The 17,071-nt window shown below is 61.4% G+C and carries 12 protein-coding genes and 1 pseudogene; 12 read left to right on the top strand and 1 reads right to left on the bottom strand.

Features of this window, described 5'->3' with window-relative positions; genetic code table 11:
• Positions 1-263: 263 nt before the first annotated feature.
• The 10 genes and pseudogenes from tssH to greA form a co-directional block, all read left to right on the top strand.
• Positions 264-2,951 carry a type VI secretion system ATPase TssH gene (gene tssH, locus NGM99_RS18365; RefSeq protein WP_252821640.1) on the top strand — a complete coding sequence of 896 codons (2,688 nt, stop codon included), beginning with the start codon at positions 264-266 and terminating at the stop codon, positions 2,949-2,951.
• 60 nt (positions 2,952-3,011) lie between these two features.
• The gene (locus NGM99_RS18360) at positions 3,012-3,488 is read left to right on the top strand and encodes an Hcp family type VI secretion system effector (RefSeq protein WP_252821638.1); all 477 of its coding nucleotides are present in this window, start codon (positions 3,012-3,014) and stop codon (positions 3,486-3,488) included.
• Between the two features lie 104 nt (positions 3,489-3,592).
• Entirely contained in the window at positions 3,593-4,645 is a 1,053-nt protein-coding gene (locus NGM99_RS18355; protein ID WP_252821636.1) for a hypothetical protein, read from the top strand.
• A gap of 35 nt (positions 4,646-4,680) precedes the next feature.
• A complete protein-coding gene (locus NGM99_RS18350) occupies positions 4,681-5,586 on the top strand; it encodes a hypothetical protein (RefSeq protein WP_252821634.1) in 906 nt (301 codons plus the stop codon).
• A gap of 45 nt (positions 5,587-5,631) precedes the next feature.
• Complete coding sequence (locus NGM99_RS18345; RefSeq protein ID WP_252821632.1) at positions 5,632-7,947, top strand: type VI secretion system Vgr family protein; 2,316 nt, start codon at positions 5,632-5,634, stop codon at positions 7,945-7,947.
• A 5-nt stretch (positions 7,948-7,952) separates the two neighbouring features.
• On the top strand, positions 7,953-9,029 hold the full coding sequence (locus NGM99_RS18340) for a DUF2169 family type VI secretion system accessory protein (RefSeq protein WP_252821630.1): 1,077 nt from the start codon (positions 7,953-7,955) through the stop codon (positions 9,027-9,029).
• Complete coding sequence (locus tag NGM99_RS18335; protein ID WP_252821629.1) at positions 9,026-10,615, top strand: PAAR-like domain-containing protein; 1,590 nt, start codon at positions 9,026-9,028, stop codon at positions 10,613-10,615. The genes NGM99_RS18340 and NGM99_RS18335 overlap by 4 nt, the downstream gene beginning before the upstream one ends.
• Before the next feature lie 181 nt (positions 10,616-10,796).
• Positions 10,797-11,069, top strand: coding sequence for a hypothetical protein (locus NGM99_RS18330; RefSeq protein ID WP_252821628.1), 273 nt, complete (start codon positions 10,797-10,799; stop codon positions 11,067-11,069).
• Positions 11,070-11,093: 24 nt separating this feature from the next.
• Positions 11,094-11,768, top strand: a complete 675-nt coding sequence (locus NGM99_RS18325) for a GAD-like domain-containing protein (protein ID WP_252821626.1) — start codon at positions 11,094-11,096, stop codon at positions 11,766-11,768.
• A gap of 30 nt (positions 11,769-11,798) precedes the next feature.
• Positions 11,799-12,154: pseudogene (greA, locus tag NGM99_RS18320) on the top strand (transcription elongation factor GreA); the annotation flags it as partial.
• Between the two features lie 406 nt (positions 12,155-12,560).
• Here greA and NGM99_RS18315 read toward each other — a convergent pair.
• Complete coding sequence (locus NGM99_RS18315; RefSeq protein ID WP_252821625.1) at positions 12,561-13,400, bottom strand: hypothetical protein; 840 nt, start codon at positions 13,398-13,400, stop codon at positions 12,561-12,563.
• A gap of 612 nt (positions 13,401-14,012) precedes the next feature.
• Between NGM99_RS18315 and NGM99_RS18310 the strand changes: the two genes are divergently transcribed.
• Positions 14,013-15,299: a hypothetical protein gene (locus NGM99_RS18310; RefSeq protein WP_252821623.1), complete on the top strand. Its 1,287-nt coding sequence runs from the start codon at positions 14,013-14,015 to the stop codon at positions 15,297-15,299.
• Positions 15,300-16,192: 893 nt separating this feature from the next.
• A complete protein-coding gene (locus NGM99_RS18305) occupies positions 16,193-17,065 on the top strand; it encodes a hypothetical protein (protein WP_252821621.1) in 873 nt (290 codons plus the stop codon).
• Positions 17,066-17,071: the final 6 nt, after the last annotated feature.

The raw sequence follows: 17,071 nt of genomic DNA, 5'->3' as shown, positions 1-17,071 counted from the left end.
GATTAAACCAATATTTCAAGCCCTCATTGTCGCTTGTCGCTAGGGGTTCTGCGTAAGGACGGGCGGTTTGTTGGAATCTGGTATCATAATTCTGTTGTATACCCGTCATCTAAGAATTCTGATCTCTTTTAGCTAAATTCTATGCTGGAGGGATACTGTTGCAGTAACGTGTAAATGCTGCCACCGTGCAGTGGTAATCTCAATCTATCGAAGCAAGGGCTGGGAGTGAGCCCGATCTGATCGAAGAGAGGGTATTCCCGACGATGGCGGCTGTCGATCTGCAGCATCTGATCAAGCGTCTCGATGTTGACGCGCGCTTCTCGCTGGAGGCCGCTGCGGCACTTGCCGTGCGCAATTCCCATGAAGCGATCGATCTGGTTCAGTGGATGGCGGCGCTGGCCGAACGTCCGGGCTTCCGTGCGCTGCTCGAAGAGGCCGGCGTTTCGCCCGAGCGGTTCGAAAGTGAAACCGGGCGCGCCCTAACGGAGATGCGCCGTGGCACGGGCGGCACGCCGTCCCTTGGTCAGAACGTGATCGGCCTGTCGCGCGAAGCGTGGCTCGGTGCCTCGCTGGCTCATGATCGCGGCAGCGTTTCACTGGCCGACCTTCTTCACACGCTGGCCTCCGATCCGAGCCTGCGGCTGACCGCCCGCGCCATCGCGCCATCGCTGCGCGAGATCAACCTGGCTTCCGTGGAAGCCGCGCGCGTCAAGGCGGCGGATGACGCGGGCGAGGCTTCAGCACCCGCCACGCCCTCTCCGATGCTTGGCGGCGGCAATGCGGGCGGCGAAGACTTCCTCAAGCTCTACACGCAGGACATGACGGCGGACGCCGCATCCGGGCGCATCGACCCGGTGGTCGGCCGCGATGCCGAGTTGCGGCAGGTGGTCGACATCCTCCTGCGCCGCCGCCAGAACAATCCGATCCTCGTCGGCGAGGCGGGCGTGGGCAAGACGGCGGTGGCTGAGGCCTTTGCGCTCGCGATCCATGCCGGCGAAGTACCCGAAAAACTGCGCGGCGTGCGGTTGCTATCGCTGGATCTCAGCCTTCTTCAGGCGGGTGCCGGCGTCAAAGGCGAGTTCGAACGCCGCTTGCGTGGCGTGGTGGATGCCGTGAAGGCCTCGCCCAAGCCGGTGATCCTGTTCATCGACGAGGCGCATGGACTGATCGGGGCGGGCAACCAGCCCGGCCAGGGCGACGCAGCGAACATCCTGAAACCCAGCCTCGCGCGTGGCGAACTGCGCACCATCGCGGCCACGACCTGGAGCGAATACAAGCGCTATATCGAGCGCGACCCGGCGCTCACCCGCCGCTTCCAGCCCGTGAAGGTCGAGGAGCCGGACGAAGAAACGGCCGTGCGCATGCTGCGCGGTGTGGTTTCGACCCTGCAGAAGCATCACGGCGTGCGCATCCGCGACGAGGCCTTGCGTGCCGCAGTCCAGCTTTCCGCCCGCTACATCCCCGCGCGCCAATTGCCCGACAAGGCGATCAGCCTGATCGACACGGCAGCAGCCTCCGTCGCATTCTCGCGCCAGAGCGAACCCGAGCGGCTGGCCAGTGCCAAGCGCGAGGTGGAGCATCTCGACCTCGAAACCGAGCGCCTCGGCAGTGAGCCGGGCAATGAGGAGATCGCCGAGCGGCTGGATGTGATCGCCAAGCGCAAAAGTGAACTCGCAGAAGAGATCGCGGCCCTCGAAACACGGCTCGAAACCGAGCGTGAGCTTTTGAGCAAGACCGACCGTCTCGAAGACGCCTTTGCCGAGGACGAAGCAGCGCGCAAGGCTTTCCCAGACGCGGCAAAGCGCCTGCGCGAGGTGCAGGGCGAAGCGGCTCTCGTCCACCGCGTGGTGGATGCTGATGCCGTCGCTGCCGTCGTCGCGCGCTGGACCGGCGTGCCTGTCGGGCGGCTCGTGTCCGACCAGATCAATGCCACAGGTACGCTCGCCGAGCGGTTGAAGGCGCGTGTAGTGGGACAGGATGCAGCATTGGATTCGCTGTCGGCTGCGATGAAGGTCTCGCGCGCCAAGCTTTCCGACCCGCGCCGTCCGCCGGGCGTGTTCCTGATGGTCGGCATGTCGGGCGTGGGCAAGACAGAAACAGCGTTGGCGCTCGCCGACCTGCTTTATGGCGGCTCGCAATATCTCACCACCATCAACATGTCCGAGTTCAAGGAAGAGCATAAGGTCTCGATGCTCGTCGGCTCGCCTCCGGGTTATGTCGGTTTCGGCGAAGGCGGTGTGCTGACCGAGGCCGTGCGGCGCAGGCCTTATGGCGTGCTCCTGCTCGACGAGATGGACAAGGCCCATCCCGGCGTTCAGGACGTGTTCTACCAGCTCTTCGACAAGGGCTCGCTTCGCGACGGCGAAGGCCGCGACATCGATTTCAAGAACACCACGATCCTGATGACGGCGAACACCGGCTCGGACGTGCTCGCGGCGTTGTCAGCCGACCCCGATACCATGCCTGAGGGCGAGGCGCTGGTAGGGGCATTGAAGGGCGCGCTGCTCGAACAGTTCCGCCCCGCCTTCCTCGGCCGCACCACTGTTCTCGCGTTCCAGCCACTCACGCGCGACGCGCTCGAAGGCATCGTGGATATCCAATTGACGCGCGTCCGCGACCGGGTGCGCGCGAGCTACAATGCGGAGCTTCGCGTGTCGGATGCCGCGCGCGCGCATCTCGTCGCCAATGCCGAAGCGGGCGATGCCGGCGCGCGTGCCATCGAGACCACGATCGCGCGCGAGATCCTGCCCGTTCTGTCCACTTACTTTCTCGACCATCTGGCAGCCGGCGACGGCAGCGAGCGCCGCCCGGTCGAGATCGATTACGACAAGGAGGGAGGCTTTTCCGCAAAGCCCGCCTCCTCCAAGCCATTCGCCGTGCCGACGGTCACGGCGGATTCACCCGCGAGCCGTTCGGAGGCCGAAGAGGGGCCGGAAAGGATCGCGGTGTAACGGCGCGAAACGCGCTTTCCCGAAAGAAGCACAACCTCAATCGAGAAGGACTACCGGAACATGCCTATCTATCTGCAGATCGATGGAATCCAGGGCGACGCCACCCACGAGCAGCACCGCAAGTGGATGGACATCGAAGCGATCCACTGGAACGTGGCCCGCAATATGAACACGGCGGCTGGCTCCGCTTCCAACCGTGAGGCTTCCGAGCCTTCGATCTCAGAAGTCGTTCTGACCAAGGTCAGCGACTCGTCTTCCGTGAAGCTGTTCCGCGAGGCCTGCTCGGGCCGCCAGGGCCAGCGCGCGGTGATCCATCTCGTGACGACCGGCAATCCGGGCGACACCTATATCGAATATGTGCTCACCAACACGCTGATCGCCAATTACTCAGTCGATTCGAACGGCGACCGTCCGCTCGAGACCATTCGCCTGAACTTCACCAAGATGGAAGTGAAGTACACGCCTTACGACGATCAGAACCAGCCGCAGTCGCCGATGATCGCGTCCTACGATCTCTCCACCACGAAGGCCGGCTAAGCTTCGAGCTCAAGCCCCACGTCGGACACCGACTTGCCGTCCGCCGCATCGACTTGCGGCGGGCGGCAGCCATTCCGTGATGCGATCCGAGGAGGGAAGCCGGCATGAGCGATCGGCTGCAAAGCTATATCAATTCTGTAAATAGCGGGGTCCGCGCATGGAACCTCGCCTTCGTCTATCCTTATGGCGAAGCCTATGAAAAGGCGTTCGAGGTCTTCAAGCAGGCGCTGAACGACCAGGCCGAGGCCGACAAGCGCAATGCCGAACTGGCCGTGTTCGCGGCGTCCGTCGTGTCCGGCTCGATCCTCACTGCCGCCATGGGTTCGACCATGATGGTCGCCTTGCGCCGTTCGGGCCTGCGTATGATCAGTCAGCGCAACCTGCAGGCGACCTATCGCAAGGCGCGCGCCTTCGGCACCCATCCCGTTACCGTCTTCGCGCTCGGCAAGCTGGTCGACGAAGCGCAGTCCTCGGCCAAGAAGAGCGCGCAGGGCGTGGTCGAGCGCAACATCAAGCTCGTGCCGCACCGCTTGACCGAGTCGCCCGGCTCCATGCGCGCGCAGCTGCAGGCGACCCTCGATTGGCAGGCGCTTTGTGCGACCGATGCTGCCGAAGCGATCGAAAAGGATTCCTCGCTCAACGAGGCGCAGAAGGATGCGCATTTCGCGATCCTGAAGCGGGCGCCGATCGTGGTGCGTCCCAGCAACGCGCTCAACGCCACCGAACTCTGGCCCAAGATCGGCTTGTCGATGTTCATGACCTATGTGCTCGACCTCGACACGCTGATCGACGTGCCGGGCCGCGCCATCACCGGCAATCCGGCTGCTTCGCTGGGTGACGCACTCGCTCGCCCGGAAAAGGCCAGGCGGATCGACATGCTGCCGAGCGATCCGAACTATCCGCGACCGGGTCTGCCGCGCAACCAGGGCAATTACATGCCCACCCACCAGCGGGTCGGGATCGATCAGGCCGGTGGTGAGATCATCAAGAAGACCAACGAACTACACCAGAAGGTCTTCAAGGAGCCGTTCTTCATCAACACGAATTTCTGGCAGCGCTCGACCTCGCCAGCTGAACTCGTCAAGGCAGAATCGACACTCGAGAAACTGGCGGAACGCACAAGGCCGACCATGCCCAACGGGGTGTTCAGCGTATGAGCTTCACGCGATGGCCATGGCCGACGCGAAGCATCGTGAGCGCCGGGCTTCTCGGCTTGACGCTCTTCTTGGCGGGCAACCATGGCGATCCTGCCATGGCTGCGAGCGAGAGCACGGCTGCGCCCGACAAAACCGGAACGGCTCGCTCTGTTGAAACGGTCGATCAAATCCTGCTCCGCATCGAACGGCCGCAAGAGGTGGTCGATGAAATGCGCAGGCTGCCTTCTCTCTTGGCGCAAATGACCGAGGCGACGCAGGGCGGCAGCATTCCTGGTGCCGTCGTTCGAAAGCTCGGTGATGCCGTCGATGCCGGATTCGATCCTGCCACTGCTGAAAGGAAAGTCGTGGAGGCCGTTGCGGGCGCCGGCGGGGAAACTGCGGGAGACGGGCTTGCCGCTGTTGCCACCCGCTTCGACGCAGCCGGCGCCGAATTGGAAAAGCTTTCAGCCAGCAAGAATTCCGAGCTTGTGGCAGAGGACATGGAAAAACGTGCCGCGGCGCGGTCGGACAAGGCGCGGATCGAAGAGCTTTCGACCTTGATGGCAAGTCCCGAATTGCGGGGCGAGGTTCGCTTGACCGCACAACGGATCGAGCGCGCGCTCGATCTTGTTTTTTCGGCCGGTGCTGAAAAGGTGGCCGCGACCGACGATGCCGAATGGCGAGAGACCATAGCGGAATTTATAGCCCGCTCGCGCGTCGATGGAGGTGAGGCGTCGGTGCCGCTGTCGCGCCAGACGGGCGTGGCCGAAGGCCGCGCCTATCTTGAAGGAAGGCTGCTTCTGCTTTCCGAAGATGATGTCGCCACGCTCCATGCCTTCTACGCCAGCGCCGAGGGCCGGAAGAAACGCGATGCGCTCGTTGCCGCATTCCAGAAGCAGAACGACGAGAATGCCAAGCAGGCACTTGTCGCGTTCGTTTCAGCCTTGAAGATGGTGCCGTGAACGCTTTGGCACAGAAGCATTGCTAGCATTGAAGGGGGTTGATCCGTGAACGTCCAATCCGGCCTCAACGATTTCATCCAGGCGTCGCGCCTTCTTCGCATCGAGACGCCGCTGGGCGCCGACGCGTTTCTGATGGAGCGCTTCGAGGGGCGCGAGGCGGTGAACGAGCTTTTCTCGTTCAAGGCGGTCATCCGCGCCAAGCGCGATGATGTGACCCCACAGGATCTGGTCGGCAAGAACTTGCAGGTGAGCCTCGACCGTGGCGACGAGGGTCCGCGCCGGGTATGGGACGGACTCGTGACGGGCCTGACCGAAGAGCCCCGGCTGACGCGCGCCCTTCGGCAGTATGTGCTGACCCTTCGCCCTGATCTCTGGCTCTTGTCGCAGAAGAGCGACTGCCGCATCTGGCAGAACAAGACGAGCGTTGAGGTGGCCGAGACGCTTTTGTCCGAGCATGGGCTTCCCGCACCCGATGTCGGTGGCGTGCTTTCGACCCCGGCGCCGCTCGAATACAGCGTGCAGTGGAACGAGACCGACCTCGCTTATCTCCTGCGCCGCCTGGAAGAAGATGGCCTGTTCTTCTGGGTGCGTCAGACGGATGAGGGCCAACGCGTGGTCTTGGCCGACAGCGCGCAGGGCTGGGACAAGGGCGCGGACGGTGAGGGTGGTGCCACGCGATTCGCATCCGGTTCCACCGATCGCGACCACATCGCCAAATGGAACCGCCACTTCAAGTTCACGCCGGGCAAGCGGGCTGGCCGCGACTGGAACTTCGAGACGCCCTCGACGGTGCCCGAGGCCTTCACGCCTTCCCAGGTCAACCTGCCGCGCAACGGTTCTTACGAGCTTTACGAGTATCCGGCGCGTGCGCTCGACACAGGTTCGAACGAGCGCGCAAGCCGCTTGCGCATGCAATCGACCGAAGCCGACCACGAGCGCATCGAGGCGCAGTCCACCACGCGCCATCTCGCACCCGGCGCCAAGGTCACGCCCTACGATGTGGCGCACCCAGAGCACACGTTCGAAACGGCCGTGATCACAGCCATCGAACACTTCGCGCACGACACCACCTACGAGACGGGCGGCGATCAACCGATTTACCAGAACACGTTCGAAGCGCTGCCCGCACGCCTTGCAGCCACCCCGCACCGCTCGACACCGCGCCCGCGTATCGACGGTTCGCAGATCGCCCTGATCGCGGGTCCCGAGGGCGAGGAAATCCACACCGAGCAATATGGCCGGGTGAAGCTCTGGTTCCCTTGGGATCGCCGCGCGAAAAAGGATGGCTCAGACACCAAATGGGTGCGCGTGGCCCAGCCCTGGGCGGGCGGCACATGGGGCGCGCAGGTGATCCCGCGCATCGGCATGGAAGCCGTCGTCTCCTATCAGGATGGCGATCCCGACAAGCCCATCGTCACCGCGCTGGTGCCCAACCCCACCCAGAGCGTGCCCTATAACCTGCCCGCCAACAAGACACGTATGACCTTCCGTTCCAATACGCATAAGGGCAACGGCTTCAATGAGTTCTCGATGGAAGACGAGGCCGGCAAGGAGAACTTCTTCCAACACGCCCAAAAGGACATGACGACAAAAGTCCTGAACGACCGCACTAAGCGTGTCGATCGCCACGACGTGTCCTCGATCGGCGCCAACCGCGCGGTGGAAGTGGGCGGCAACCAGAAGCAAGAGATCGGCGGATCAATGAACCTGACGGTGGGCGGTACGGGCGCTGGCGCGATTGCGCTGATGGGCCAGGTCGCAGGGCTTGCCGGGCAGACCGCTGGCCTTCTCAGTCAGGCCAGCCAGATCGCCGGTGGCGCCGGTGGCGCCGGCGCACCGGCCATCGCCTCCTTTGTCACCACGCTCGCCTCTTCCGCCCTCGGATTCTTAGGCAACAACGGCCTGTCCGCCCGCCAGGGCGTGGTCGCAGGCCCTTCCCCCCGCGCGGATGCCGGCACAGCCCTCGCGGGCTCCGGCACCGGCATGGGCGAGGATGCCGCAAGCCTGTTTCCGATGGGAGGCATCATGAACACGGTGGTCGGCAACTTCAAATCCGACACCATCGGCATGGCCCGCGTCGAACAGATCGGGGTCTCCAAGGTGACGAATGTCGGAAGCACGCAACTCACCCACGTCGGAAAGTTCAAGAAGACCATCGTCGGCGAGGAGTTCGTAATCGAGTGCGGCGCGTCCAAACTCATCATGCGAAAAGACGGCACGGTCATCATCTTAGGTACGGCATTCAATTTTACGGCGTCTGGTCCGACCCAGATCAATGGCCGCGTTGTTGATTTGAACAAGCCGGGTGGCGGTTTTTCCGAGGCTGGTCCTACACCGGCTGATAGTGCCGCTAAGACTTGAGCGCGATGTCAGTAGACAACCGCACTCCATTTCCGGCGATCGCATTTCGTCAATTCAACCTAGCTGGCGACCTTCTCGGCGTGGTGGCTGCGCGCGGAACCTTCTTGCTGTCCCCGAATGGTCCGCTGGTGCCTGCAAAGGTGCAGGCACCACTCGTGCTCGCTGACACCTATGATGGCGACCCCCATCAAGCGCCGATGTTATTTCAATCCGATCTTACGCCATTCAAACCAGGCACCGATGTCACCTTTATTGGCGCTGCGCACAGCCCCGATGGAAAACCGCAGCCCTCATGGAGCTGTGGAATACGCATAGGACCCGTAGCGAAGCGCCTGCGTGTGATCGGGCCGCGCAAATGGCACGCAAAGACCTTGCGTAAACGAGGATGGTTTGCGCAGGGCGAGGTCGAGGAACTGGACGAATGGAGACTGAGCAAGCCTGACCCCGTTCAATATGTGCCGATCGACTGGCGCTTGGCTTATGGTGGACGCCTGCCTGGCCATGCCGATCCTGGTCCTAAGGGCTGTTACGAGTTCAACGCGATCGGATGTGGCATCGCGGACGATGAGAAATTTCAGGAAGTCAGAGAGATTTCTGCTCCGCAGATTGAGTCCTTGGATAAACCTATCACTTCGCCTGCTGGAAAATGGCAGCCGGAAGGATTGGGACCGATCCCACCTTGGTGGAACCAGCGGCATCAATATGCTGGAACTTATGATGACGCTTGGCTGGAGCAACGACACCCGCTGTTGCCGAAAGACTTCGACTTCCGCTTTTGGCAGTGCGCGCACCCTGATCTGATCGCCACGCCCTGGCTTAAGGGCAACGAGTCGTATGAGCTGGAGAATCTCGCATTCCGCCATCCAAGCTTGAAGGGCTGGCTGCCAGGGCTCCAGATGAGAGTAAGGCTTGATCGCGGAGCGGGGCTGCAGGATGCGGCGATGGTGCTCGATGGCGTGCATTTCGACTTACGTCCGAGCGGCGCACGCGTCTACCTGACTTGGCGCACCGCCTTTCCCTGGCCCGAGCGGCGCGGCCTTCCCATCGTGGAATGCCAGGGCGAGATGGCGGAGGCGGCATGAGCGACGCTCCTCCACTCGAGGTCAGCGTCGTCGGCGGACGCACTTTCGACTGGGACCGCATGCCGCCCGGCATGGTGGAGCAGTATGACGCTCTCAACCGGGCGGGCGATGCCCTGTACGATGCGGGCGACAAATTGGGCGCAAAGGCCAAGTGGGAAGAGGCCACCGCGCTTGTCGAACCCTATGAGAAGAAGCGCAAGCCGCTTCCGACTGCGCCCGACCCGCATCCTCCCGAATTGATCCCCGACAGTTCGGAAGCTCTCGCGGTTTATACCTCGCCGGACGTGGTGAAGGTGGGTGACAAGCCGACTCCGTTCGCCGTTCACGGCAAGGGAAGCGACGACCACAATTATTCGCCGGATGTCCGCTCCAACGGCCAGGTCGTCAAGCACCAGAATTCCAGGATGACGGTGACCTATGGCGCTGAGCCCGGCGACACGGGCGTGAAGTCTGGCACGGAAGGCAAGCCGGTCGCGCCGACCTCGTCATCCCCTATCGTCAAGGTGAACGGCAATCGGGTCCAGCGCCATTCCGACACCTGCACGCTCAACAACGGCAACTGCCCTGGCGAGTATGTCCACGTCAAATCAACCGAGGTGAACCCAGCACCCGGAGGGGGCGACCATCAGGACAAGTCGGAGCCCACCGACGAGCGCGGCTCGGGCGCGAAAGGCTGGGACGGTTTCTACGAAAATTCCAGCGAAGCGCAGATGATCGGTGACGGACTGAAGCGCGGCCGCGAATATCTCAACGATCCTTCTCTGGCACTCAAGGACGGGCGGGCCCTCATTGATGCGGCGCCGACAAAAGAGCAGATCGTGGAATTCGGCCAGAATGTGGGCCACGGCGCGGTAGAAGGCGCGAAATACGTCTGGAACAATCCAGGGGAAGCGGCCTCCGGCGCGCTGAACAGCGGCATCGACGGGTTGAAGGGACTGTGGGGCGGTCTCACCGACGCCTATGACAAAGGGGGCGTGGCGCAGGCCGGCGGCCATCTCGCGGCAGCGGGCTTGAGCGTGGTCAATCCCTTCAAGAAGCTGAAGCTTGCTGGCAAGGTCGCGGATGGACTTGAGGATCTTGGGGATGTCGCCAAGCTCAAGCGCAAACTCGACCATGACAAGGCCCCAGGCGATGGCGGAGCGCGCTCGACTGGCAAAACCAAGCGTACCCGCAACCCTTGCGCCCATCTTGCCAAGGGCGACCCGAACGGTCCAGGCGACTATCGCGGGGGTTCCTATGAGGGCACGCGCGGGGCGGGCGAGGATCGTGAATCCGACCACATCCCGCCGAAATCCGTGTCGCCTCTGAGCGAAGGCCAGAGCCCGGCCATCTCCAAGGACAAGAAGGACCATCGCAGAGCGATGTCGACAGGCTCAAGCGACGAGGCAAGAGATTGGCGCAAGGAACAGCAACGCTTGATCAATGCAGGCCGTTATCGCGATGCGGCTGCTATGGATTACCATGATACACGCCGAGTCGCCCGCGAAACCGGCGATCAGCGTAAGTACAACCAAGCGCTGAAGGAGCGCTCGGCCTATCAGCGATGCCTAGAGAAGCACGGGCTTTTGCCTGGCAAGAAGAAGTGAGGAACAAGCCATGGAATGGGATATTGTGCCGTTTGAAGGAATGGGCCCGATCAGGTTCGGCATGACGCCGGCAGAGGTTGCAGCGATCTTGGGGCCGCCGGAAACCGCTGACACCCGTGGAGCCTCGCAGCGCGAGTTCCGCGAAGTGGATCAGCCTATCGTGCGCTACAGGAACGGGACGGTGAACCAGATCGAGGCTTTCTACGACGTGAAAAACGTTCGCTTCGAAGGCATGGACTTGTTCGAAACACCGGGCGCTGAAGTCATGCGCCGCCTGGAGGAAGCCAATGGGCAAGCTTTGGAAGATGTTGGGGTCGTGCTTTTCGACAAGATCGGCATCACCACCGGCCGCTTGGACGAGAACGTACGCGAAGAATATTCCGTAACGGCCTTCGCGCGCGGCACTTGGGAGGGCAAGATGGAAGATTTCAAGCCGATAAGTTTCATCGGATGAAAACGGTCGTCATCGATCTCCGACATGCATGAAAATTTCACCTACTACCTGAAGCACTACACGCCTATTCTTCAGGCCTCTCGTCCTGATGCTGCGGCGGCAAACAAGATTCGGCAATGGGTGCCGCCGTCGCTCGCGAGCTTTCTGTGTGAAGAAGGGTTTCGTCGTTTCCACAATGGCCTCTTCAGCCTATGCGATCCTGACGACTTCCGCTCAATTCTTGCGCTGATATTCAAAGCTGACAAAGACTTCCACCATAAGGACTGTCATGTGGTGGGCTTCAGCGCGTTTGGCGTTCTGCAATGCTGGTCAAAGCGCCTTGCCAATTTTCAGATCAATCTGCCTGAAACATCGATTTACTGCAGAGCGCTTACAGTGCCGAACTGGAGCCCCAAGGCATCGCCCAATCACTTGGTGGCAGGTGTGGTGCCGGACAAGGACGCTGCCGACTTTCTCGATTTTCGCGGTGAACCCATGTTCGACCGCTGCGTGGAAGCTTATGGAAGCCTCGAAGAGGGACAATGCCTCGGCTTCGTGCCTGCTCTGGCGATCTCAGGAGCGTTCAGCCCAATGCGGTCTGTGGAACATATCAAGCGCTTGTCGGCAGCCGAACACTTTACCATTTTAGCTCAGCTTGAGGAATTTCAGCTCGTTGCAGTAACAGCGGAGGAAATTGTGCCGGTCAGGTCGCTAGGCTGAGTCGAGAGCTACCTCCCTCACGCTAGAGAACTAGCACGTGCCCAAGAGGCTCTGGACGCTGCCAACTCATTGACGACGTCAACGAGAAGCGCCGACAGGCGGCAGGACCAATGCGTGACGTGCGCTACTATGCCGAGCGCATCCGGACGGCCCAATTGCAGCACTTGCCTGCCTCCTATGATGTGGTTGCTTTCGGCCACACCGTCACTTTCGCGCGCGATGATGGGCGTACCCAAACCTTCCGCATCGTTGGCGAGGATGAAGCGAACCCCTCGCATGGCTCGATCTCGCATGGATCGCCCGTGGCGCTGGCTTTGATCGGCAAGGCTGTCGGCGACGTCGTGCGAGCCGGACAGCGTGAGCTGGAGATCGTGGCCATCGCATAAGCATGCCCGGAAGCATTGGTAAGATTTTGGTCTCTGGCCAAAAGCGGCCTGTCTGGTTTCAGGCAGAGAAACTTGAGAAGCTGGAACTCGTTTTCCACCCATTTGAGCCATTCGACTTTCGCTGCATTGGTCAGGCAAGCCATGTATGCCGTTGCAGGCCAGTAAACTGCTCCTATTAAAGCGGACGTGTTAAGCTGATTTGGCAACCTGGAGATCAGTCAACGGCTTAAAGGGGCAGAGCAATTTGTGCAGCTGGTCGATGTCGATCCATTGCGCAACGGGCTCGAAGCAGAGATCAGGTAATCCACGACCACAGATTTCGATCATGGGGGCGTCTTGGTTACTTCAGCATACCCTCTCAGCCACACACGCGGCCCTCATTGGCCGACATGTCGTTTCAATCGCCTTAGCCCACGAGAGCTGGAGCGGCCTGCTGCTTTAAGGCCCAATCGAGCTTGTTCATCATCCAGATGCCGACCTGCCGTGACTCATCGCGATCTTGTCGAAGGGTTATCGCCGTACGGCTCGAATTCCGGTGCCAACTGTTTGCGGCGCCTGCACCATCGATGATCGCGCCACCTCCCAAGCCAAAAGGAGTGGCCCGCAGAACCTGATAGCCCATATTACTCTGCATCTTGGCAAATGCGCTGGTAGTTTCAGGCCCCGTTAGCGCCTCGTTGATGAAGCCGTCCGGATCGGCCTTGGTCCAAGGCGTACCGCCCATGCCGCCATGAGTGCACATGAAGCGGCGCCAGCGGAAATAAGTGATTTTGTCGTCCTTGGCCTCACGCTCGGTACCGCAATTGCCCCAGGACGTGCGTGAGCGTGAGACGGGGTCACGCATGGCGTGGAAGCAGTAGCGCACATTGGCGGGAATCTGTTTGGCCGCAATCGCCAGTGACATATCCACTGCGTCGTACAGCAAGAGGCAGTGCACCTTATGGCCATGCTTGCCGAGCTCTCGCGCGATGCGGATAGCGATCGCCCCGCCTCGGCTGTAGCCGGCAAGGATCAGCCGCCCCACCTGTCGCCCACCTTTCTGGTGGATGCGGGTTTCCATCTCGCGCAGCATCTCTTTGGATAGCGCCTTGGCCGTGCCGCCCTCCCAGGTTGGTCCGCGCAGGTAATAGCGCACATCAAAGCGGCTGCTGCGATAGAGCTGGTTGACGTAGCTGTCAGTAAAATCTTTGGCGTATTGGGCATCGTTGCCGACACCGGTGCCGTCGACTCCTGCGTAAAAGTCCAAGTTGTTCTCCTATCCGAGCAACGAATAAATTTCCGCTGTCCATATGAATCTGTCTTAGACTGAGCCCGCGCACTTCTCGTTGATCATACGGATATGTCAACCCTGTAACAGGCGCTGTGCCACCCCTTGGTGGCTACCCTACAACTTTACTTGCTGTCATCATGGCGGACGCGGTTCAGCAGAGAACTGCTCTTGCCGAGGCGTTATCGCAGCAGCACAGCGCGGCTGCGATAACGCCTCGGCTTACGGATCGCGCTCGATAACAGCATAGACGAGTTAGATGACATGAATTTTTTTACGAATGACAGCAACATAATCTAATGTCATGTATTTCACTTCCAAGATTCCGTCGTTTTCTTCATATAATTAGATATCTCAAGTACATTTTGGTATAATTAAACAATTATGTACATTACCATTTTTGCCAGTCCTTCTTTTCTGAGCTATGATACTTTCAATGCCCGTTGCATGGGATGATCCAGCGGTGGGCAGAGGTTCATGGTCAGAGAAGGAGAATTCATGACCACCCACACGTCTACCGTCCCTGCGCCCACGGCGTAGGATCCCGCTCTCGTGCATACACATGCACACGACGCCCCGGCGCGCGGGGGAATGAAGCGTGAGGCAGCGGACGCCACATCTGTTGTGTCCGATGCATCCTTGCCTGCGTCTTCATCGTCCGAGCAGTTGGCTGCCGCACTTCCCGCAAGCTGGGAAGTGTTTGCCGCCGAGTGCGGTGTCGCTTCCGACGACATGCCCGCACTCGCCGAACTCAACCTCACCATGCACAGCCTGCACCGGCGCCGCACGGTCGACGTCTTCGAGACCGGACGCTGCATGGTGGCGGTCGCCGTCATCGTGCCCGAAGACAAGTTCCATGCCTGGAACAAGCGCGTCTACGGCTACAGCCGGACGCACGCGACCAACTTCATGAACGTCCATGTGCGGCTTTGCCATCTGCGGCACCGCTTCGAAGCAGTGGAAGCCTCGTCCACGGCCCTTGTGACGCTCGCTACCCAGAACGAAGCCAAGGTGGAAGAGGTGCTGGCTGCGATGGAAAAGGGCAATAAGCTCACCATTGCCGGCATCAAGGCGATGCTGAAGGATCCGAACGAGGCGCCGGCACCTATTGTGCCACTGACCGAGATCGGTGGACCGGCCGGCATCACGGCGATGTCACGTCAGATGGTGAAGACGAGCTTTGCCGATCTGGTGGGCCGCATCAGCTCCATCGTCAGCGCGATCGAGGCGGCGATGGGCTCAGGCACCATGCCCAAGAGGGTCACCAAGTCCAAGCTTGGGCCACAGGTCGAGCCCTTGGCACGTCGTGCCCGGCGTGAGCTGGAGCATCTGATCCTGCCGCTGGTGCCGACCAACGACATCCAGCCATGGCACATGGCGCCGATGCGGCTCGATCCGAAGTCGGGCTGGGGCTTTGTGATCACTTTGCTCAACGAGTTGGGCGACATGAGCCGCTGGCCCTCGGGTCCAGTTCTCTTGGCCTGGCTGCGCGGCACGGTTGTGCCGACCCTTCTGTGGACCACGGGTTCGCCCAAAGGCAAGCTACCGAAGGTGGAGGCACGCCTGATGCCGACGCGGACCGAGGCGCGGGTTGAGTCAGTTGATGAGAGCGAAGTCGTCGAGACTGTCGAGCCGGCCAAGGCCGTGGCGATCGTGGTCAAGGCGACTGAAGGGACTGACGCGGCCGCGGAAGCAGACGACGCCATGGCTGGCGACACTACCGACGAGGCCGTTGCCCCGATCGCGCTGCAACCGACCGCGAACCAAAAGCTTACGGAAAGCGCTGCGACAAAGGCCCCACGCACGATGGTGCGGCCGGACTTTCTGATGAAGACGGCACAGGCTGGGTCGTCCGCGAGCCCGACGCCCAAGCTCTGATCGCCTCACATTCGCTTCAATCCCACGCGTCTGAGCGTGGGTTGTCTTCAAGGCCCGGCATCCCCGGGCCTTTCTTTTTGCCCGACACTAAAGATGGCGAAGGCAGATGAACTGGAGGAACGTCTTATGGCTGGCGAACCGGCGTCCAGACCTGCGTTGAACGGCTTGGTTCACGAGCCCGCCGTTAACCATGCGATCGTTCAGACGATCGAACCGCGTTTTGGCGCCTTGGGATCTCTCCCGGATCCTGCTTAGGTGAGAGCGGTCCAGTTGAAGCTGGATCGAACAATGCGGCCCCCGCAGGTGTTGGAAGCACCGAACGAGGGCCTGACCCGCAACCTTGGCTAAGAAGGATTGGGCTGAGATGCTCCCTAGCTTGATTGCCCCGTTTGGGGAAGTTCCCGTTTGTGCGTCCCGTGGTGGACGACCTGCGGATGATGGTCGTGCGCTGGTGCGTGATCGCATGGCCCGGCCTGCTGGTCTGACCGTTGTGATGGAAGAGCCGAGCCCCACGGCATGGGCCCTGGTGCTCTGCCGCAGTGTGCTGGGCACGAGGGCGGCCCTCGCCAGCTGACCGTGCGCTCAAGCCCTGCAAATCATTTGCAGGGGGCTTGCACAAGACAGTCCGTCGGTGCGCGCTGTTGCGGCCGCGCTGGCTGCAACGGCATCGCCATCCTCATCACATCTCGGGAGTTCTCCTCATGCCTCACGGCACGTTCTCGGCTGCCTCGCGCCTTGCAGCTGCTTCATCTTCCGCTTCGGCCTCAGTCCCGTCGCGTTCACATGCGGCTGACGCTTTTCCTGCTAACTTGGACGATGCATCGTGTAGCTCACCCCTTCCGCTCGATGTCGAGGCGGCTTGGGGCCAGCTTGTCAATCGCGCGATGGCAGCCATGGCTTCAAGCGATGCCAAGCCTGATCTGGCCTTTGGTGCGTTTGCCCCTGTGGTTGCGCTCGTCCGCTCCGTTGCCTTCCACGAGGGTGTGCTGCTCGAAGGGGGCCTGACGCATCTTTGTTCGCTCAACCCCGACCTTCTCGTGATGGCCTCCGACTGCGCCTTGCCGATTGTCCCCGCAGCACTCGCCATCATTCGCCGGAATGGCTGGAAGGATCTGGGTGGCATTCAGCTGAGCTCCGAGGTCCATGCGAAGACCACCTACACGCCTGATCTCCTGATCGTGGACCAGGCCAGGCATGCCGCTCTGATCCTCGATCTCAAGCGGGGTCTGCATGCCTATTCCGAGACCAGGCTCAACCGCTTGCGTGAGCGTATGATGGCAACGGCGATGATTGCCGCTGACTGGCTGCATGTGGAAGGCAAGGCGCCGCCTGTGTCACAGGTCGGCATTGCCATCATCGATGGGTCAAACGAGACGAGCGATCATAGCAAGGGCATCTTTGGCCTCAGCGAGATCGATACCCTGATCGGGGTGACGGGTGCGGGCGAAGCGATGGCCAACTTGCGCGCGCTGTTTGCTGCCCGCATTCAGGCTGCAATGGAAGAGGCGTGCCGGGCGATTGTGATGCCGACACCTGAACCCGCTACGGCCAGCACGACAGCGATGCACGCCGATCCCTGCGATCCCAACGCATCCGATCACTTGGATGGCGACAGCATGATGGAAGAGGGCGACCTCTTCGTGGACGGCGCACACTTGCCACCGCACTCGCGCTTCTCGGGCGGGCCCACAATCCGTGATCGCAACGACCGCCGCTCGGCTTGGCGGCGCGTCAGCGTCGGCTTCGCACGGGCCGGGCCGAGCTGAACCGGC

The sequence above is a fragment of the Mesorhizobium liriopis genome, assembly GCF_024053505.1.
GTDB lineage: Bacteria > Pseudomonadota > Alphaproteobacteria > Rhizobiales > Rhizobiaceae > Mesorhizobium_B > Mesorhizobium_B liriopis.
Note: the sequence above shows the minus strand (reverse complement) of the source record. Positions and strands in the feature narration are given on the sequence as shown.